This is a genomic window from Candidatus Methylacidiphilales bacterium, assembly GCA_033875315.1.
Classification (GTDB): domain Bacteria; phylum Verrucomicrobiota; class Verrucomicrobiia; order Methylacidiphilales; family CAZTYG01; genus JANRJG01.
This window is the reverse complement of sequence record JANRJG010000029.1, coordinates 19,488-38,535: the sequence shown is the minus strand read 5'-3', so window position 1 is coordinate 38,535 and position 19,048 is coordinate 19,488. Positions and strand designations below refer to the sequence as shown.

Below are 19,048 nucleotides of genomic sequence, written 5' to 3'. Positions count from 1 at the left end.
GCGCGCGAACAGAAACGACCGGTGCCCCCGCCGATCAACTCCCGGAACCAGGTCTTGTCTTCCCTAACTCATTCTTTACCCGGGTAAATGCAGGAGCAGAAGAGATTGCGGTCGCCGTGGACATTGTCGACCCGGCCCACGGGGGGCCAGTATTTCCGCTCGCGGATCCAGGGCAGCGGGAAGGCGGCACGTTCGCGGGAGTAGGAACGGTTCCAGGCATCCGAGACAACCACTTCGGCGGTGTGGGGGGCGTTCTTGAGGGGGTTGTCCTTGCGGTCCAGGCGGCCTTCTTCGATGTCCTTGATTTCCTGGTGGATGGCCAGCAGGGCGTCGCAGAAGCGGTCGAGTTCGTCCTTGGGCTCGCTCTCGGTCGGTTCGATCATGAGGGTGCCGGGCACGGGCCAGGACATGGTGGGGGCGTGGAAGCCGTAATCGATCAGGCGCTTGGCCACATCCTCCACCTCGATACCCGCACTTGCCTTGAACTGGCGCAAATCAATGATGCATTCGTGGGCCACCCGTCCCTGCCGTCCCTGGAAGACGACGGGGTAGGCATGTCGGAGGCGGGAGGCGATGTAGTTGGCGTTGAGGATGGCAATCTCGGTGGCGCGGGTCAGACCGGATCCGCCCATGAGGGCCATGTAGGTCCAGGAGATGGTGAGGATACACCCGCTGCCGTGCGAACTGGCGCAGACCGCGCCGACCTGGTGTTCGGGGTCAACGGCAGCGACGGGGTTTTGCGGCAGATAGCCGGCCAGGTGGGAAGCGACCGCGATCGGACCCATGCCCGGACCGCCGCCGCCATGGGGGATGCAGAACGTTTTGTGGAGGTTGAGGTGGCAGACATCGGCCCCGATGGCCCCGGGGCTGCAAAGGCCGACCTGGGCATTCATGTTGGCCCCGTCCATGTAGACCTGTCCCCCGGCCCCGTGGACGGCGGCGCAGATGTCGCGGATTTCCTCCTCGAAGACCCCGTGGGTGGAGGGATAAGTGACCATGACGCAGGAAAGGCGGTCGCGGTGGGCGGCGATGTGGGTCTGGAGGTCGGCGAGATCGACATTGCCCATGTCATCGCATTTGGTGACGACGACCTTCAACCCGCACATGACCGCGCTGGCAAAGTTGGTTCCGTGGGCCGATTGCGGAATGAGGCAAATGTCCCGGTGCCCCTCCCCGCGGGCCTGGTGGAATTTCTGGATGGCGAGGAGGCCGGCGTATTCGCCCTGCGAGCCGGCATTGGGCTGGAGCGAAACGGCCTGGAAACCGGTGACGGCGGCGAGCCAGCGTTCGAGGTCGTCGAACATGGCCCGGTAGCCCTGCCACTGTTCTTCCGGTGCGAAGGGATGGACATTGCCGAACTCGGGCCAGGTCATCGGAATCATCTCCGCGGTGGCATTGAGCTTCATGGTGCAGGATCCGAGGGCGATCATCGAGTGGGTCAGGGCGATGTCCCGATTCTCCAGCCGCTTGAGATAGCGGAGCATTTCGGTTTCGGAGTGGTAGGTCTGGAAGTTGGGGTGCTGCAGGTACTCCGAAGTGCGGCGGAAGGATGCCTCGGGAAGACCGGGCTGCCAGGAGAGTGCGGCGGGCCGGCCCGTGAGGACGGCGGCCAGGGTGTTGAGCGCATCGTCTCCGACGGTTTCATCAAGGGAGACACCGATGCGGGATGGATCGTCGTGTCGGAGATTGATTTCCGCTTGATGCGCCCGGGCCAGGATGTCGGCCCGGTCCTGGCCGGAAACACGCAGTGAGAGCGTGTCGAAGAACGGTCCGTCTTCGAGGCTGAATCCGGCGGAGGCCAGATGGGCGGCGAGGGCGCGGGTGCGCCCGTGGATGCGGGCGGCGATGGTGCGCAGGCGTTCGGGGCCGTGGTAAACGGCATACATGGTGGCGATGACCGCGGGCAGGACCTGGGCGGTGCAGATGTTGCTGGTGGCCTTGTCGCGCCGGATGTGTTGCTCGCGGGTCTGGAGCGAGAGTCGCATGGCGGGCTTGCCGGCCGAGTCTTTGGAGACCCCGATGAGGCGGCCGGGCATGCTGCGTTTGAAAGCATCGCGGGTGGCGAAGAAGGCCGCGTGCGGCCCGCCGAAGCCGAGGGGCATGCCGAAACGCTGGGTGCTGCCGACCACGATATCGGCGCCGAATTCGCCCGGCGGACGGAGCAGGGTCAGGGCCAGGAGGTCGGTGGCGACCACGACTTTCGCCCCGGCGGCGTGCGCCTTGCCTACGAGGCCCGACCAATCCTCGACGCGACCGTGGGTATCGGGGTATTGGACCAGCACACCGATGGTGCCGGGTTCGAAGGTGAAAGCGTTGGCGTCCCCCACCCTCACCTCAATGCCGATGGCCCGGGCCCGGGTCCGGACCACGGCGAGGGTTTGCGGATGGCAACGGTCCGAGGCGAGGAAGACGGGGCGTTCGGCCAGATTGTCGACGAGAGCGGCACACATGCCCACGGCCTCGGCGGCGGCGGTGGCCTCGTCGAGAAGCGAGGCGTTGGCGATCTCCATTCCCGTGAGGTCGGTGACCATGGTCTGGAACGTGAGAAGGGCTTCCAGACGCCCCTGGGCGATTTCGGCCTGATAGGGAGTGTAGGCGGTGTACCATCCGGGATTTTCCAGGACATTGCGCAGGATGACCGGGGGAAGAATGCTGGGGTAATAACCCTGGCCGATGTAGGTGCGCCAGGTACGGTTCTGTGCGGCGTAGCTTTTCAGCCGGGCCAGGGCGGCGGTTTCATCGAGGGGCTGAAGCTCAGGCAGGAGGGCGGGGACACGGATGCTGTCGGGGACCACCTGGCGGATCAGGGTCGCGATCGAATCAACCCCGAGCGCTTCCAGCATCCCGCGGGTTTCACCTTCGGATGGCCCGAGGTGACGGGGGGCGAAGGCATGGGGGTCGAGCGAAGAAGGATCAGAGGAGGCCAGAGTCTGGTGCATAAACGTCGGAGCAGTATAAGTCCGGCACGCAGAATTCAAACCGTTTCACGTTCTTTGGAGAAAAGAGTATTTACCTTTAAGGAAGGAAAAAGGACCCCGAACACGAATGAAAGAAGGGATCTTCAGCTGTGGTGATTCCGTTTTTTGGGCATGCTACGGCGGTCCCACTTGACCGGTTTGTTGGGGCCGGCCTGTTTCTGCTTGTGGGATGGGGATGGTTTGGCCCGGCGACGCGGTGTCGGGGGTTGGGTGCGTGAGGGTTTGGGCTTTTCCCGGCGTGGAGCCTCGGCTTTGGGCTGGCGCGGCGGCCTGCCCCCTCTTCTCGCTTGCGGTTCCCCTCCCCTGGCGGCATTCCCCGCTGGGCTTCGACCGGCACTTCCCTTTTCGGTGGTGCCCTTCTTGTCGCGCAATTGCCAGACGAGCGGACAACCTTCGAGGGGGAATTCCTCGCGGACATGTTGCTCCATGTAACGGGCATAGTCCTGGGTCCAGAGCTGGGCATCGTTGATGAAAACGGCCAGGGTCGGACACAGTTCATCGCGCATCTGGGCTACATAGTAAATTTTCAACGGGCGGTTGCCCTTGGAGGGCGGGTTGTGGCCGGCGAAGAGACGGTGGACGAGGCGGTTGAGCGGTCCGGCGGGGATTTCGGCGCGACGGTTGCGGCCGATGCGCTCGAGGGTGTCGATCCACGCCTCGACGTTGGTTTTCTCCAGGGCACTGGCAAACACCACCGGGGCGTAGGATAGGAAGAACAACTCGCGCCGGACCGCCATCTCGTATTCCTCCTGGAAACTTTTCGGTTCGCGCGTCAACCAGCCCTTGCGCTCACTTTTCGGACTGACAGCCTCGGGCCGGCGGACCTCGGCGCCCTTGGTCAGGTCCCATTTGTTGACCAGGATGAGGCAGGGCTTGCCCGCTTCCTGGATGAGCCCGGCGATTTTCTTTTCCTGCACACCGATGCCCTGCACGGCGTCGACGACGAGCACGCAGACATCGGCGCGGTTGATGGTGTGGGCCGAGCGGCCGCTCATGATCGATTCCAACGGATCCGAAATGCGGGCCTTCTTGCGCATGCCTGCTGTGTCGACCAGGCAGTAATGCTGGCCGTTGCGGTGGAAGTGGACATCGACGGCGTCACGCGTGGTGCCGGCGATCGGGCTGACGATGACGCGTTCCTCATTGAGGAGGGCGTTGATCATCGACGACTTGCCGGCATTTGGACGGCCCACGATGGCCACCTGGATCGGCTTGGTGCGGACGGATAGTTCGATCTCCTCGGCGGCGGGCCAGTCCCGGGTGATACGGGCCATGAGGGCTTCGACCCCGAGCCCGTGGAGGGCGGAGACGGCATGGATCGAGGGATAACCCAGACGCTGGAACTCGCCTTCCCATCCAGAAGTTAGGCTCGTGTCGATCTTGTTGACAACCACGTGGATGCCGAGACCGGTGCTGCGGAGGCGGCGGGCGACCTCGACATCGAGGGGGTGCAGGCCTTCCCGGCCATCGACGACGAGGAAGATGTCGCTGGCGGTGGCGAGAGCGACGGTGACTTCACGCTGGATGGAATCCTCGAAGCCGGACTCGTCATCGAGGCCGATGCCGCCGGTATCGACCAACTGGAAAGGCTTGCCCTGCCAGGCGCAGTCGAGGCTGATGCGGTCGCGGGTGACTCCGGGCCGGTCGAAGACGAGGGAGATCTGTTTGCCGGAAATGCGGTTGAAGAGGGCGGACTTGCCCACATTCGGTCGGCCGACGATGGCCAGGACGGGTTTCATGAAGGGACAGACTACCGCCCGGGGCGGGCGTGTAAACGGCGGGTTTTGCAACCTCAGCGGTGGCGCGGGGGGTCGATTCCGCTCGTGACGACAGCGCGCATGCCCCTTGAAAGATAGATCCCGGTGGAGAGCAGGGTGAATGCGCCGCCGATCCAGACGAGCGGATCAACCCAAGCGGACGGGCATTTGAGGAGGATGAGCGAGACGATGAGCATGATCAGGGCGGTGGAGAGCTTACCGGACCAGTGCGGTTTGATTTTGATGTTGCGCACGTAGACTTGGAGACCGATCACACCGGCGACCAGGAGGAAATCGCGACCGAGAACCAGGACCGCAAACCAGATGGGAAGCTGGGCCAGATCCGTGTCGAGCCAACAGAGGGTGATGATGGCACTGACCAGCAGGGCCTTGTCGGCCAAGGGGTCCATGATGGCGCCGAGCTGGCTGTGAAGATTGAGCCGGCGGGCCAGGATGCCGTCGAGGGCATCGGAGAGCGAAGCGGTGACAAACGAACCGAGGGCAATCGCCCAATAGAGCGAGTCCGGTTCCCCAAGTCGGTAGCTGCGCTGGTAATAAAGAAGGGCCCCCACGAACACCGGCACGAGGCAGAAGCGGAAGAGGGTGATGAAATTGGGCAGTGTCATGCTCCGCATTTACATTAGCCATCCGCGGCCAGAATGCAATCCATCCCGGCCGCGATCCCATGGCCCGACGGATGGGGCCGGTCAGACCTTGGCAAACCGGGCGAGCGAACGGTCGATCCGGCGCAGGACCCGCTCACGACCCATGACTTCAAGCATGTGATAGAGCGAGGGGCCGACCGCCGTGCCGGAAACGGCCACGCGACAGGGATGGACGTAGAATGCCGTCTTCACTCCCTCGTCCTCGGCAGCCTTGACCAGGGCGGCTTCCAATGGGGCAGCCGTCCAATCGGTTTGGGAAGCGAAGACTTCCTTCAATTTGCCAACCCGGGCGTAGGCCTCGGGCTGGGCCAGATTTTTCTCGGCCGCCTTGGCGTCGTAGGCAAATTCCTCGTTGAGGAACGGGGCGATCCACTCGGGAAGGTCGCGGCCGATCTTGATTTTCTCGCGGATGATGGCGAGGGACCGGGACAGGTAGTCCGGGTCGGTGCCGGACGGAAGTGCGTTCTTCTGGGTCAGAAAGTCGCGTGAGAAGGTCTCGAAGGCGGCCGCGTCCATGGCCTGCCAGTATTCGCCGTTGATCCAGTAAAGCTTGTTGATGTCGAAACGGGCGTTGCTGCGGTTGACCTGCGGGAGGTCGAAGCGTTCAACGACTTCGGCGATGTCGATGACCTCGCGGTTGTCCTTGGGCGACCAGCCGAGAAGACAGAGGTAATTGCGCACGGCCGCGGGCAGATAGCCCTGCTCGATGTATTCACCGACGGAGGCACCCTCGTCGCGCTTGCTCATCTTGGAACCGTTGGTGTTGAGAATCAGCGGGATGTGAGCGTAGCGGGGCGGGGTGGCGCCCAGGGCTTCGAAGAGGGCCAGATGCTTCGGCGTGTTGGAAAGGTGGTCCTCACCGCGGATGACGTGGGTGATGCCCATCTCCAAATCGTCGACCACATTGACGAGATGGAAAACGGGTGAGCCGTCCTTGCGGGCGATGACCAAGTCTGGGTCGTTGGTGCGGTCGAACTGGACGTCACCACAGATGAGGTCGGGCACGGTGCAGATTGTCTTGGGGGTGCGGAACTTGACCGCGCCTTCGAATTCGTAGGCCTTGCCCTCGTCGAGCAGGCGCTTGATGTAGCCACGGTAGATGTCGCCGCGCTGGCTCTGGCTGTAGGGACCGCGGTCGCCGCGGGTGGAACCATCCTCATCCGGCCCCTCGTCCCAATCCAGGCCGAGCCATTTCAAACCACGGAAAATGATGGCCCGGGCCTCGGGTGTGTTGCGGGCGGCGTCGGTGTCCTCGATGCGGAGGACGAAGGTGCCGCCGGTGTGGCGGGCGTAAAGCCAGTTGAAGAGCGCGGTGCGGGCGCCTCCGATGTGGAGGAGGCCGGTGGGAGAAGGGGCGAAACGGACACGGACGTTGCTCATGGGAAAGTAAATTAAACCGCAAAACCGTCATGGGTGGCAAAGGGAAACTTGCCCCCCACCCAATCAGTTCGCGGTCAACTGGTCGGCAATTTCCTCCGCCGGATAGGTCACAATCTCGCCCAGGGTCGGGTGGTAATGCGGGATGCGGATGAGGTCGTGGACCGTGGCTTTGAAGTGCATCAGGGCGGCGAACTCGTGAATCAAATCCGAGGCATGCGGGCCGACGATCTGGGCGCCGAGGATGCGGCCCTTGGCCGGATCGGCAAGGATCTTCACGAAGCCTTCCCGGGCTCCCATGATCAGGGACTTGCCGTGGTCGTTGAAGGGATACTTGGCGGATAGGAAGGGAACCTTTTCCGCCAGAGCCTCCTTCTCGGACAGGCCGATCGAGGCGACCTCGGGCGAGGTGAAAACCACTTCCATGTGGGAGGTGTAGTCAACCCGTTCCAACTTACCGGTGCCTCGAAGGAACTTCAGTGCGTTGCGGGCCGCTGCTTCACCCTGGGTGATGGCGGTATGGACCACTTCGTAGGGTCCGGTGACATCGCCCACGGCGAAGATGTGCTTGCAAGTGGTCTGCATCGTCGGTCCGGTCTGCACGGCGAGCCCGCGCAAGGCCACTCCGGCGGATTCCAAACCAAGCCCTGCAACAGCCGGGATACGTCCGAGTGCGTAGAGAATTTCGCCGGCGTCGATGTGGCGACGCTTCCCATCCTGCTCGAATGAGACCCGTTTGCCGTTTCCATGACGGGAGACCTGGAGCAACTGCGTTCCGGTCAGGACCTCCATGCCCTCGCGACGGAAGGTCTTTTCCAGTTCCCCGGCCGTATCGGCATCGTGGCCGCTGAGCAATTGCCGGCTGCGCTGGAGGAGGGTGGTGCGTACCCCGAGGTGGTGGAAATACTGGGCGAATTCACAGGCAATGGGGCCGCCGCCGAGCACGACCAGACTCTTGGGCGGGCGGCGGAGGTGGATGGCTTCGTCGCTGGTCAGGCATCCGGTTTCCCAAAGACCGGGAATGGGCTTGCGCTCGATGACCGAGCCGGTGGCGAGGATAAAGGTGCGCGAGGCGAGTTCCCGTCTGCGGCCACCGGTCTTGAGCGGGTCGACCATGATGCGACGGGCATCGATGAAGCGGGCGCGACCACGGATCAAATCAAACTTTCCCTTTTCCAATTGTTGACGGCGGTAGCCGGCAAAGTCGCGAATGAAGGCGTCCTTGCGGTCGACGATGCGTTCCCAATCGGGGCGGGGTTTGCCGACATCGATGCCGAACTCAGCGGCGCGCCCGATCTCATGGCTGCGGTGGGCCGACTCGAGGAGGGCCTTGGTCGGCATACAACCCCGGAGGATGCAGAGACCGCCCATCTCCCGGCCTCCCTCGACCACACCCACCCGGGCACCGAGTGCGGCGGCGGTACGCGCGGCGGCGTAACCCCCGCTGCCCCCGCCAATGACCACGACGTCGTAAATTGCTGAAGACATGGTGAAGGCAACCCGTTCCCGATCGTTGAGGGGATTCAGTCCAACGACTTGAGTTCTGGATAGGCCTCGAGCTTGACGGTGTGGGAATCCAGTTTGGGGTAGAGGTACTTGGCGGCGGCGGTGTTGCTGCGGGTGATGACCGAGGCATCTTCCAAGCCGGATTCGGCGAGCCGTTTGAGGGAGGCATGGAGAAGGTACAGGCCAAGGCCCCGGCAACGGTATTCTTCCATGACCCAGATGCCGGTCACCAGGTGGACCGGGCTCTGCGGATTTTTCAGCAACCCGCTGCCGGCGATGATGCGACGGCCGTGTTCCACGACGAGGAATTCCACCTTGCGGTCCAAGAGGCCGTCATAGACAGTCCGGCGCAGGAAGCGGGTGCGCTCTTCGAGCAGGAGCCCCCAGGCCAGTTCGGTGTTGAAGGAACGCTGCATGACCGACCAAAGGTTGGCGGCATCCTCGACCGTGGCCTCACGGAGCTCGATGGACTTGACCTGCGGTCGGGGACAATCTGCAGGCAGCGATTTCAAGTTCCAATGAAAGGCCGCCCAATAGGGTCTGAACATGGTGAGAGAATGAGGACGGGCGGGGGCTTTTCAATGAGGATTTTGCACCCTCATGCGGAGACACGCCCGTGTTCGATGATGCGCTCGACGGAAACATGGGTGTTGATCAGATCCTGGATGAGGCCGATCTTCTGGCTGTCGCCGGGCTCGGTTTTGACCGTCATGCTGTTGATCATGGTGGCGGCGGTGTAGCTGTCCTGCTTGACACAAATAAAGGGGATATTCTTGCCCTGCATGACCTTGAGCAAGCCGCTCTGCGGCATCAGGCCCTGGGTCAGGACCACACCGGCCAGCCGGACCGCCGAGCCATCGCCACAGGCGGCCAGGATGGCCAGGATGAGGTCCTCCCGATCGCCGGAGGTGATGATGAGCGAATCCGGCTCAAAGTACAATTCAGCATGGCGGGAGGAGGCGGCCCCGATGAAGACCCGGTTGACGCGGCGGCGGTGGTACTTGGCCCCCGAGACCCATTCCCCGCCCAGTTCCTGGCGGACCTGGTTGATGGTGGGTTTGCGCAGTTCCTGGCTCAACGGAATGATGCCGAGGAGATTGAGTCCCATGCGGGAAAGTCCTTTCTCGGCGTAGGGGCGGAGTTTCTCGATCTTGTCCGGGATGACCTTGTTCAGGACCACACCGAGAACTTCGACCCCCCTTTCGCGGAAGAGGGAGAGGTTGAGGGCGATTTCATCCAGGGGTTTTCCGACACCACCCTGGCTGACGATGATGACCCGGCTGCGGAGCAACTGGGCCACGCGGGCGTTGGACATGTCGAAGACACTGCCCACCCCGGCATGTCCGGTGCCCTCGATGATGACAAACTGTTGCTCCCAAGCCGCGCGGTTGAAGGCGGCCACCACTTTTTCCTCCAGCGGCGCGGGGTCGGGATGGTCCAGATACTTGCGGGTGAAATCCCCCTCGACGGCGATCGGGCTCATGGCCTCCAGCGGCAGGCCGGGATTGTACGTGTCATTGATCAGGACCGAATCCTCGTCGATTTTCAGTCCGCCGATATCGACCGTGCGCTGCCCGACGGGCTTGATGTAACCGATACGGCCCAGGCGCTGGCGAAGAACCCCGAGCAGACCCAGGGAAGTGGTCGTCTTTCCATCGTCCTGCCGTGTGGCGGCGACAAAGACCCGCGGGGTGACCGTATTCAGTTCCATGGCGGGGTCCTGCGACCCGATCATGCTTGATCGGGATAGAGCTTGCGGTATTCGACAGCCTGGAGGCCGACGAGGGCGGCACAGCCGACCATGTCCTCGACACTGGCCCCGCGCGACAATTCAGCCGCGGGCTTGGAAAGTCCCAACAGGATCATCCCGTAGGCAGTGGCCTTGGAAAGCCGCTGGACCAGCTTGACCGAGATGTTGCCCGAACTGAGGTCGGGGAAAACAAAGACATCGGCCATTCCCCCGACCGGGCTGCCCGGAGCCTTGATGGCGGCGATTTCAGGAAGAATGGCGGCATCCACTTGTAATTCCCCGTCGATCTCGGCCTTGATCCCGAGGTCGCGGATCTTCTGCCGGGCCAGGGCGGTGGCGGCGATGATCTTCTCCGTATCGCGGGTCTGGGCGCTGCCCTTGGTGGAGTAGGACAACATGGCCACGTGCGGAACTTTGCCCGTGAGCTGGCGGCGCAGGCGTGCCGTTTCCACGGCGATATCGGCCAGTTGTTCGACGGTCGGGCTAGGAATGACCCCGGCATCGGCGAAAAACATCACCCCGTTGTCGCCGTAGGTGCAGTCCGGAACGACCAGAATGACGCAACTGGAGATGCTCTTCACACCCGGCAGGGGTTTGATGAGCTGGAAGAGCGGACGGAGGATGTTGCCAGAAAACTCACTGGCACCGGCCACCAGGCCATCGCACTGGCTGTTCTGCAGCATCATGGCGGCGAAGTAATTCGGGTTCTTGAGAATGGCTTCGGCGTCCTGGTTCTTGATGCCTTTGTAGCGCTGGAGGGTTTCCAGCCGACGGATGAAAAGCGGCATGTCATCCGCTTTCTCCGGATTGACCAGGAGGACGTGGTCGAGGTTGATGTCGTGGCCGCGGGCGACATTGCGGATGTGGTCGGGGTCGCCGAGGACAATACCCACGCCCAGCCGGAGCCGGTAGAATTCCGTGGCGGCGCGCAGGACGCGCGGGTCGTTGCCTTCGGGGAAGACGATGCGCTTGGGGTGGCGGCGCAGTTTGTCGAAAATCGATTCGATGAATTCGCTCATGCAGGGCGCCGGTCGGCGGAGAACCAACCTAGTAGGTGCGCAGGGTCGGATCAACACATTTAGCCCAGGCATCGATACCGCCGCTGATATTGACCACCCGATTGAAACCGAGCCGCTCCAGGAACAAGCCCGCGTGATGGGAGCGAACGCCGTGATGGCAGATCAAAGCCACCTCGTGCGCGGGATCGAGCCGCTGGGGCGCCAACTGCTGGAAGGAGGACAACGGGAGCCATTCCGAACCCTCGATGCGGACCAGTTCCCACTCGTCCTTTTCCCGCACATCGACCAGCCGGAAATCACGTCCGTCCTCGCGCCACTGCCGCAACGTCTGCACATCAATCTGCTTCATCGCCATGCGCTTAAAGGTGAAAAATCAGATCTGGCAAAGCCGGATGACTGCGGCCTCGAGGATGCGGCGGCGGTCCCCGCCCGAACTGACCAACTGGAAGGCGGTTTGGTGGAGGAAATCGACGGCATGGAACCAACGGGCCGCGCTGCGCTTGCGCGCGCGCTCGACGATGCGCGCCAGGCGGAAGCCGGAGGGCTTTTCCCCTTTTTTGTTTTCCGGCACCAATTGCATCCCCTCCTGCGTGATCTCGACGTTCACCCCGTAACCCTGCTTGACCAAACGGAGACGCTTGGTCTCTAACAAATGGGTGCCAAGCGCGGCCAGCCTGACCTGCCCGGCCAACAGGATGCCCATACCAACCTCGGACTCGCCCTGGGCCAGCAATTGCCTCACCAGATAAATCGCATGGGTGGTGTCGCCCTCGATGACCGCGTCATTGAGGTCCCAGATGATCGACTCGCGGGTCGAGGCGACCATCGTCCGCAAGTGGGCCTCGGTGATGCGCTTCTCGGGATGGGCGAAAAGCGCCAGCTTCTCGATTTCGCCATGGATGCCCCGGGTGTTGCCCCCGACGAGTTCGACCATCAACTCGGCCACCCCGTGTTCCGGTTGCAAGCCTGCCTCCCGGAACATGCCCTCGACCCCGCTGACAAAAGCCTGGAGGTCCCGTCCGCGACCGAGGTCGGGAAGATCGAAAAACTCCACAGTTCCCAAGCTGGAGAAGGCCTTGAAAAACGAGCGGCGCTTGTCGACCGGACCGGCGCTGATGACCAGGCTGACTTCCTCCGGTCCCACTTTCCGGAGCGTTTCTGCCACCCCCTGCCAACCTTCCAGCACGGTTTCACTGCGACCGGTGACAGAATCGGCCAGAAAAGGGCAGGACTTGAAATGGACCAGCTTGCTGCCCCCAAAAAAAGGCAGGGTCAGGAGGGCTTCCTGAAGTTGGACCAGCCTCTGCCGGGCTGCCTCAACGGTGTCGGCCTGGGCGTCGACCACCTCGAAGTTCATCGGATCCTCCGGGGCCAAGGTGGCCAACAGGGCGCGGGTCCGTTCCTTGACCGCGAATTCATCGCTGCCTGCGATGAGCCAGTGTCCGGATTTGCGCTTGCCCGCGTTCTCTGCCATAGATGGACCCGATATGGAACACCTTTGGGCACCGTGGCGCAACCGTTATGTCTCCGGCGCCCAAAAAACGTCGGCCAACCTCTTCTGGGAAATCGGGCAGTCTACCGACGATGCCGCCCACCTCGTCATCGCCCGTTCCAAGACCTGCTACGCCGTGCTCAACCGCTACCCCTACAACAGCGGCCACAGCCTGGTCGTCCCCTACCGGGTGGTGGCCGGCTTGGAGGAATTGTCCGATGGCGAGACCCTCGATCTCTGGTCGATGGTCCGGCGGGTGACCGGGGCCCTGCGGGAAGCCTATCAACCGAATGGATTCAACATCGGCATGAACCTGGGGACGGCGGCCGGGGCCGGGATTCCCAAGCACCTGCATGTGCATGTGGTGCCGCGCTGGGAAAATGACGCCAATTTCATGACTCCGCTGGCGGAGACGCGCATCCACCCGAACGACCTGGAAACGGTGCACCGCACCCTTTCCGGGCTTCTTTCCGGCCCGGCGGCCTGAAGACGCCGCACTTCCGGCTGGACGTTGCCCGCCGGTACGTTCCACGATGGCGCCATGCCCGTTCGTGTCCGCGTCCCCGCCACCACGGCCAACCTCGGTCCCGGTTTCGACTGCCTGGGGGCGGCGGTGCGCCTGCACAACACCCTGACCTTGCTCGACGAACCCGCCCCATGGCCGGACGCGTTCATGTCAGAGGCGGCGGAGGCCTTCTTCCGGGCGGCCGGGCGCAAGCGGCGATCCTGGAAGGTATTGATCGAAGGCGATGTTCCCCGCGCGCGCGGCCTGGGCAGCAGCGTGACCGTGCGGCTGGGATTGCTGCTGGCCCTGAATGAACGCGAAAAGAGACCGCTTCCACCGGAAAAAATACTCGAATTGACCATCCAATTGGAGGGCCATCCCGACAATGCCGTCCCGGCATTCCACGGCGGCTTCGCGGCCTGCGGCCCCAAGGGCCACACCCGGATCGATGTCGAGCCCACACTCAAGTTCGTCGTCGCCATCCCGGACTTCGAGGTGGAAACCAAAGCGGCGCGGGCCGTTCTTCCAGCCACCCTGCCGTTGCGGGATGCGATCCTCAACCTTCAGTGCACCGCCGCACTGGTCGGGGCCTTCGTGGACAAAAACTACCCGGCCCTGCGGGGAAACTTCCAGGACACCCTGCACCAACCCTACCGGGCCCCTCTCATTCACGGCTGCCAGGCGGTGATGGACGCGGCCCTTGATGCAGGCGCGCTCGGGGCCTTCATCAGCGGTTCCGGCTCCGCCATGATGGCCCTGACCCTGCACAGCGAACACCAGATTGCCCTGGCCATGGGTGCGGCCTTCCGCGGGGCGGGCGTGGCGGAACCCGTCACCCACGTCCTGACCGCGGACAATGACGGCGCGGTCGTTTTGGACCCCTGATCCGAGCCCGGAGAATCTGCACGGGCTTTTCCCTTGCCCGGTCGCGGATCGATTCTAGACTGGCGACTGCTGATGCCCCCGCATGACCGAGATTTTGCCCTGACCTCCTATCTCGACGAGATCGGCAAAGTGGATTTGCTGACCCTGGCGGAGGAAAAATCCCTCGCCCGCAAGATCAAGAAGGGCGACGAAAAAGCCCGCGAGCGGATGATCCAGGCCAACCTGCGCCTGGTGGTCAAGATCGCCCAGGATTACTCCGCCTACGGCCTCCCGCTTCTGGACCTGATTTCCGAGGGCAACATCGGCCTGATGAAAGCCGCCGACCGTTTCGACCCCAACCGCGGCACCAAGTTCTCCACTTACGCCGCCTGGTGGATCAAGCAGGGCATCAAACGTGCGCTGGCCAACCAGAGCAAAACCATCCGCCTCCCCGTCCACATGGTCGACCGCCTGGCCCGCATGCGCCGTCTGGCCATGCAACTCACCGAGGAACTGGGCCGGGAACCAACAGACGAGGAACTGGCCGAGGAACTCCACCTTCCCCTCAAGAAGGTCAAGATGCTCCACCGCGTTTCCATGCGTCCGACCTCGCTCAACGCCATGCTCGGTGACGAAGACGGCACGGAGTTCGGCGACCTGGTACCCGACGATAAATCCCCCGATCCGGTGGCCATCCTGACCGACCGCAGCATGCGGGCCTCCCTGGGCAAGATTCTCCATGTCCTCGATGAGCGCGAACGCACCATCCTGGCCCTGCGTTTCCCGTTGGATGACTCCCGCAAGGAACTCACACTTGAAGAAGTGGGTGCGAAGCTCAAGGTGACCCGGGAACGCATCCGACAGTTGCAGAACCAGGCCCTGAAAAAACTCCGTGCCGAACTCGAACGCCAGGAGTCCCCCTACCTGGCCTCGAAAAAGCACTGATCCCCCAACCTGCTCTTTGCTCTTTGCTGTTAGCTATTGGCTGATCTTGGGGCACCCTGGGTTTGAAGACGGGGGATCCCTTCCCCGTTCCGTAGTTGCATCAGCCATTGGGTTTCATCCTAGATCCCAAATCCCAAATCCCGAATTCTGAATCCTGACAGTCTTCGCATTTCAAGTTTCAGCATCCCCCCTCCCCGACTGACATACAGATTGTCACCGCACGCCGTCTGCTCTAATCCTCGTCCATGGTCCTGCTCAAATCCGCCGTGGAACGCCTGAAATCCTCCATCCGGGACGTACCCGACTTCCCCAAGCCCGGTGTGGTTTTCAAGGACATCACGCCCATCCTGCAAAACGGCCAGCTCTTCCGCCTGGCCATCACCGTCCTGGCCGACCGCTACCAACGCAAGCAGGTCGACCAGATCGTCGCCGTCGATGCCCGCGGGTTCCTCTTCGCCAGCGCGGTGGCCTATGTCCTCGGTTGCGGGGTTTCGCTGGTGCGCAAGAAGGGCAAACTCCCTTACAAAACCATCACCACTTCCTACGACCTCGAATACGGCAGCAACACGGTGGAAATGCACATTGATGCCATCAAACCCGGCCAGCAGGTGGTGATCATCGACGATGTTCTGGCCACGGGAGGAACGATGCAGGCCACCGTCGACTTGGTGAAACAGCTCGGCGGCAACGTGACCGAGGCCGCCTTTTTCATCGAACTGAAGTTCCTCAAGGGAGCGGCCAAACTCTCCCCCACCCCGGTTTTTTCCATCCTGCAGTACGATTGATTGATCGAAGCCCGGGGTCCCGGTATGGACTTCCACCGCGTCCCGAAACCCGTTCAACAGGCCGATTGACCCAACACGCCGGTGACCTCGCCGGCGGGAAGCGAGCGGGGCGATTCCGTCCGCAGGTCGACCTCTCCCTGACAAACCACTCCCGATGAGAAGGTCCAGTCGCCCTGAACGGTCAGGCTGCGGCAGCCCACCAGGGACGGCGGCCCGTCCGGAAAACGGGCCTCGAAGTCGGCCATGTTCTTGTAAAAACGGTCATCGAGTCTGACCACCGGCTGGGACCGGGCGGCCAGCGTGTGCGCGGGGCTCAGGGCATAGGCGTCGGAACGCACCACCAGGAGGTCCGAGGTGGTCTTGACCGGGGCAAAGCGGGACCGAGGGACGACCAGAGCGGCGGCGCCGGGGAAGAAACCAATGGCCGCACCCATGGCGGTTTCCAACTGCACCACCGGGGTCGATTGCTTATTGCGCGGATCGACGGTCTTTCGGTTGACGATGAGTGGAAGGGGCAGGAAGCCGCCCGAACGGGTGAGGGCTTCCTTGAGGACGGGCAATGAGATCCAAAGGTTGTTGGTGTTGAAGAAACGGTGGCGCTTGATGTCCTGGAATGCGGATTCATCGCTGGAAGGACACTGGGCCGACTCGCGGAGGATGAGCGCCCCGTCTTCCCGCCGCCGGGCCAGGTGTCCGCCCTTGCGATCCGACGGGGTGCGCTCGGCCACTTCCATCAAGAACGGCAGTTTGCCGCGCACGAACCAGGTCAGGATGCGCGGGTCCAGGACGGCGCCCAGATTGTCCGAGTTGGAGAAGAAAAGGGTCTGGATGCCGCGCGCCTCCAACTTTTCGATCAGGCCGGAGTGGAACAACGTCGGATAGATATCGCCGTGGCCGGGCGGACACCATTCCAAGTCGGGTTGGTCCGGCCAGGCGACCGGGGCCGCGGTGGCGGCATTGAGTTTGGGCACCTGGGACTGGATCATCTCCCAGGGTTCGGGTGCCCCGGCCACCGGATGGGCGGCCAGGTGGGCGCGGGTGTCGGCGCTGGTGCTGAAGCTGTTCAGGAGGATGAAACAAGGAGCCGTGCCCGTTCCCGTGGCGAGGTGGGCCAATTGCCGCAGGGTGAGGTCAAGGAAGTTGGCCCCGTTTTTGACCGGGAGGAGCGACTTCGCTTTATCCAACCCCATGCTGGTGCCAAGACCACCGTTGAGTTTGACCACCGCCGCCCGGGCCAGGAGGGAGGGATCGACCAGATCGGGAAGTTCTTCCCAACGCAGCAGGTCATCGACCGCAACGATGCGGTCTTCCGGGATCATCCCGGTGTCGCCGGAACGGAAGACTTCGCAGGACCGCAGGAAGGCCTCAATGGCCGCCCCGCCCTGCCCTGCGGCCTGCATCTTCGAACGGATGATTTGGGAATGGCCGGATCGGTCGGTCATGGGTCACTCGTCGAGCTTTTGCAGAGCGGCGATGACGTTGAGGTCTTCCAAGGTGGTGACATCGCCCTTGACCTCGCCCCCGGCGGCCACTTCCTTCAACAGACGGCGCATGATTTTGCCGCTGCGGGTCTTGGGCAGGGCTTCGGCGAAACGGATGTCGTCGGGTTTGGCGATGGGACCGATTTCCTTGGCCACATGGGTGCGAAGTTCAGCCATGAGGGCATCGGAAGCGGTCTGGCCGGTCTTGAGGATGACAAACGCCACCACGGCCTGGCCCTTGAGATCATCAGGACGTCCGACGACCGCAGCCTCCGCCACGGCAGGGTGGCTGACCAAGGCGCTTTCCACCTCGGCCGTGCCCAGGCGGTGGCCGGAGACGTTGAGGACATCGTCGATGCGGCCGACGATCCAGAAGTAACCCTGTTTGTCACGGCGGGCGCCATCCCCGGTGAAGTAACAACCCTTGACCTCGCTCCAATACTGCTTGCGGTAACGCGAGGCGTCGCCGTAGATCGTCCGCAACATCGAGGGCCAGGGACGGCGGATGACCAGCTTGCCGCCGTGGTCGGGCGGGACTTCCTTGCCGGTTTCATCCACCACGGCCACATCGATGCCGAAGAACGGCACCCCGGCGGAGCCAGGCTTGGTCGGATTGGCCCCGGGCAGGGTGGTGATCATGTGGCAGCCGGTTTCGGTCTGCCACCAGGTGTCCACAATCGGGCAGTTCCCCTTGCCAATGACCTTGTGGTACCACATCCAGGCCTCGGGGTTGATCGGCTCACCGACCGATCCAAGGAGGCGGAGGGAGGAAAGGTCGTGCTTCGCCGGCCATTCGTCGCCCCACTTCATGAAGGCGCGGATGGCCGTCGGGGCGGTGTAGAAGATGTTGACCTTGTGGCGGGCGATGATGTCCCAGAACCGGTCGGGTTGCGGATGGTTGGGGGTTCCCTCGTAAAGCAGGCTGGTGCCGCCATTGGAAAGGCACCCATAAACCACGTAGGAATGACCGGTGATCCAACCGATGTCGGCCGTGCACCAGAAGATGTCGTCTTCCTTGAGGTCGAAGACGTATTTGGTGGTGAGGAAACAACCCAGGAGGTAGCCGGCGGTGGTGTGGAGGATGCCCTTGGGCTTGCCGGTCGAGCCCGAGGTGTAAAGGATGAAGAGCGGGTGCTCGCTGTCGAGGACCGCGGGCGGGCAGTCCGGGGAGGCTGCGGCCATCAGTTCATGGTACCACCGGTCAAGCGGGCCCATGGACACTTCCTGGCCGGTGCGCCGGACCACAATGACCCGGGTGACGGTGGGGGTGCCTTGGACCGCGGTGTCGACACTTCCCTTCAGGCCGGAAGCCGAACCCCGGCGGAATCCACCGTCGGCGGTCACCACCAACTTGGCCTGGCAGTCGTTGATGCGTTCCTTGAGGGCCTCGGCACTGAACCCACCGAACACCACGGTGTGGACCGCACCGATGCGCGTGCAGGCCAGCATCGCCACCACCGCTTCCGGAATCATCGGGAGGTAGATCGCCACCCGGTCGCCGGGCTTGATCCCCTCGGCTTTGAGAACGTTGGCAAATTTGCAAACCTGGACCAGCAGTTGTTGGTAGGTCAGGGTGATCACCTCGCCGGGTTCACCTTCCCAGATGATGGCGGCCTTGTTGCGTCGCCCGGAAGCCACGTGGCGGTCGAGACAGTTGGCCGATACGTTCAGTTTCCCCCCCACAAACCATTCGGAGAACGGAACCTTCCAATTGACCACTTTGCGCCACTTCTTGATCCATTGCAGGCCTTCCGCCATCTCGGCCCAGAATTTCTCCGGCTTGTTCAGCGAGCGGTGGTAAAGTTTGAGGTATTCCTTCTCGCTGGAAACAAGGGCTTTCTTGGCAAATGCGGCCTTGGGCTTGAAGACGCGCTTTTCTTTCAACATGGATTGGATGTCTTGGCTCATGGGATGGATGGATTGG

The 19,048-nt window shown here is 62.9% G+C and carries 16 protein-coding genes; 4 read left to right on the top strand and 12 right to left on the bottom strand.

What is annotated here, in order from left to right; all coding sequences use genetic code 11:
• Positions 1-68: 68 nt before the first annotated feature.
• From gcvP to holA, 10 genes are all read right to left on the bottom strand, one after another.
• Positions 69-2,939, bottom strand: coding sequence for an aminomethyl-transferring glycine dehydrogenase (gcvP, locus tag SFU85_09155; protein ID MDX6766946.1), 2,871 nt, complete (start codon positions 2,937-2,939; stop codon positions 69-71).
• A 122-nt stretch (positions 2,940-3,061) separates the two neighbouring features.
• Positions 3,062-4,717: a ribosome biogenesis GTPase Der gene (gene der, locus SFU85_09150; GenBank protein MDX6766945.1), complete on the bottom strand. Its 1,656-nt coding sequence runs from the start codon at positions 4,715-4,717 to the stop codon at positions 3,062-3,064.
• Between the two features lie 53 nt (positions 4,718-4,770).
• Positions 4,771-5,361 carry a CDP-alcohol phosphatidyltransferase family protein gene (locus SFU85_09145; GenBank protein ID MDX6766944.1) on the bottom strand — a complete coding sequence of 197 codons (591 nt, stop codon included), beginning with the start codon at positions 5,359-5,361 and terminating at the stop codon, positions 4,771-4,773.
• 81 nt (positions 5,362-5,442) lie between these two features.
• Positions 5,443-6,780: a glutamate--tRNA ligase family protein gene (locus tag SFU85_09140; GenBank protein ID MDX6766943.1), complete on the bottom strand. Its 1,338-nt coding sequence runs from the start codon at positions 6,778-6,780 to the stop codon at positions 5,443-5,445.
• Between the two features lie 63 nt (positions 6,781-6,843).
• A complete protein-coding gene (locus tag SFU85_09135; protein MDX6766942.1) occupies positions 6,844-8,265 on the bottom strand; it encodes a dihydrolipoyl dehydrogenase in 1,422 nt (473 codons plus the stop codon).
• Between the two features lie 35 nt (positions 8,266-8,300).
• On the bottom strand, positions 8,301-8,831 hold the full coding sequence (locus tag SFU85_09130) for a GNAT family N-acetyltransferase (protein MDX6766941.1): 531 nt from the start codon (positions 8,829-8,831) through the stop codon (positions 8,301-8,303).
• A gap of 50 nt (positions 8,832-8,881) precedes the next feature.
• A complete protein-coding gene (locus tag SFU85_09125; GenBank protein ID MDX6766940.1) occupies positions 8,882-10,018 on the bottom strand; it encodes an AAA family ATPase in 1,137 nt (378 codons plus the stop codon).
• A complete protein-coding gene (locus SFU85_09120) occupies positions 10,015-11,052 on the bottom strand; it encodes a phosphate acyltransferase (GenBank protein MDX6766939.1) in 1,038 nt (345 codons plus the stop codon). The genes SFU85_09125 and SFU85_09120 overlap by 4 nt, the downstream gene beginning before the upstream one ends.
• A gap of 28 nt (positions 11,053-11,080) precedes the next feature.
• Positions 11,081-11,401: a rhodanese-like domain-containing protein gene (locus SFU85_09115; GenBank protein MDX6766938.1), complete on the bottom strand. Its 321-nt coding sequence runs from the start codon at positions 11,399-11,401 to the stop codon at positions 11,081-11,083.
• 24 nt (positions 11,402-11,425) lie between these two features.
• A complete protein-coding gene (holA, locus tag SFU85_09110) occupies positions 11,426-12,526 on the bottom strand; it encodes a DNA polymerase III subunit delta (GenBank protein MDX6766937.1) in 1,101 nt (366 codons plus the stop codon).
• 13 nt (positions 12,527-12,539) lie between these two features.
• Here holA and SFU85_09105 point away from each other — a divergent pair, with 13 nt between their 5' ends.
• The 4 genes from SFU85_09105 to SFU85_09090 all read left to right on the top strand — a co-directional run bounded on the left by SFU85_09105 (position 12,540) and on the right by SFU85_09090 (position 15,643).
• Complete coding sequence (locus tag SFU85_09105; GenBank protein ID MDX6766936.1) at positions 12,540-13,031, top strand: HIT domain-containing protein; 492 nt, start codon at positions 12,540-12,542, stop codon at positions 13,029-13,031.
• A 54-nt stretch (positions 13,032-13,085) separates the two neighbouring features.
• The gene (locus SFU85_09100; GenBank protein MDX6766935.1) at positions 13,086-13,934 is read left to right on the top strand and encodes a homoserine kinase; all 849 of its coding nucleotides are present in this window, start codon (positions 13,086-13,088) and stop codon (positions 13,932-13,934) included.
• A 72-nt stretch (positions 13,935-14,006) separates the two neighbouring features.
• Positions 14,007-14,858: an RNA polymerase sigma factor RpoD/SigA gene (locus SFU85_09095; protein MDX6766934.1), complete on the top strand. Its 852-nt coding sequence runs from the start codon at positions 14,007-14,009 to the stop codon at positions 14,856-14,858.
• Between the two features lie 245 nt (positions 14,859-15,103).
• Complete coding sequence (locus tag SFU85_09090) at positions 15,104-15,643, top strand: adenine phosphoribosyltransferase (GenBank protein ID MDX6766933.1); 540 nt, start codon at positions 15,104-15,106, stop codon at positions 15,641-15,643.
• A 53-nt stretch (positions 15,644-15,696) separates the two neighbouring features.
• Here SFU85_09090 and SFU85_09085 read toward each other — a convergent pair whose 3' ends face one another.
• Both SFU85_09085 and acs read right to left on the bottom strand, forming a co-directional pair.
• A complete protein-coding gene (locus SFU85_09085) occupies positions 15,697-17,085 on the bottom strand; it encodes a UTP--glucose-1-phosphate uridylyltransferase (protein MDX6766932.1) in 1,389 nt (462 codons plus the stop codon).
• Positions 17,086-17,088: 3 nt separating this feature from the next.
• Positions 17,089-19,032: an acetate--CoA ligase gene (gene acs, locus SFU85_09080; protein MDX6766931.1), complete on the bottom strand. Its 1,944-nt coding sequence runs from the start codon at positions 19,030-19,032 to the stop codon at positions 17,089-17,091.
• Between the last annotated feature and the right edge of the window lie 16 nt (positions 19,033-19,048).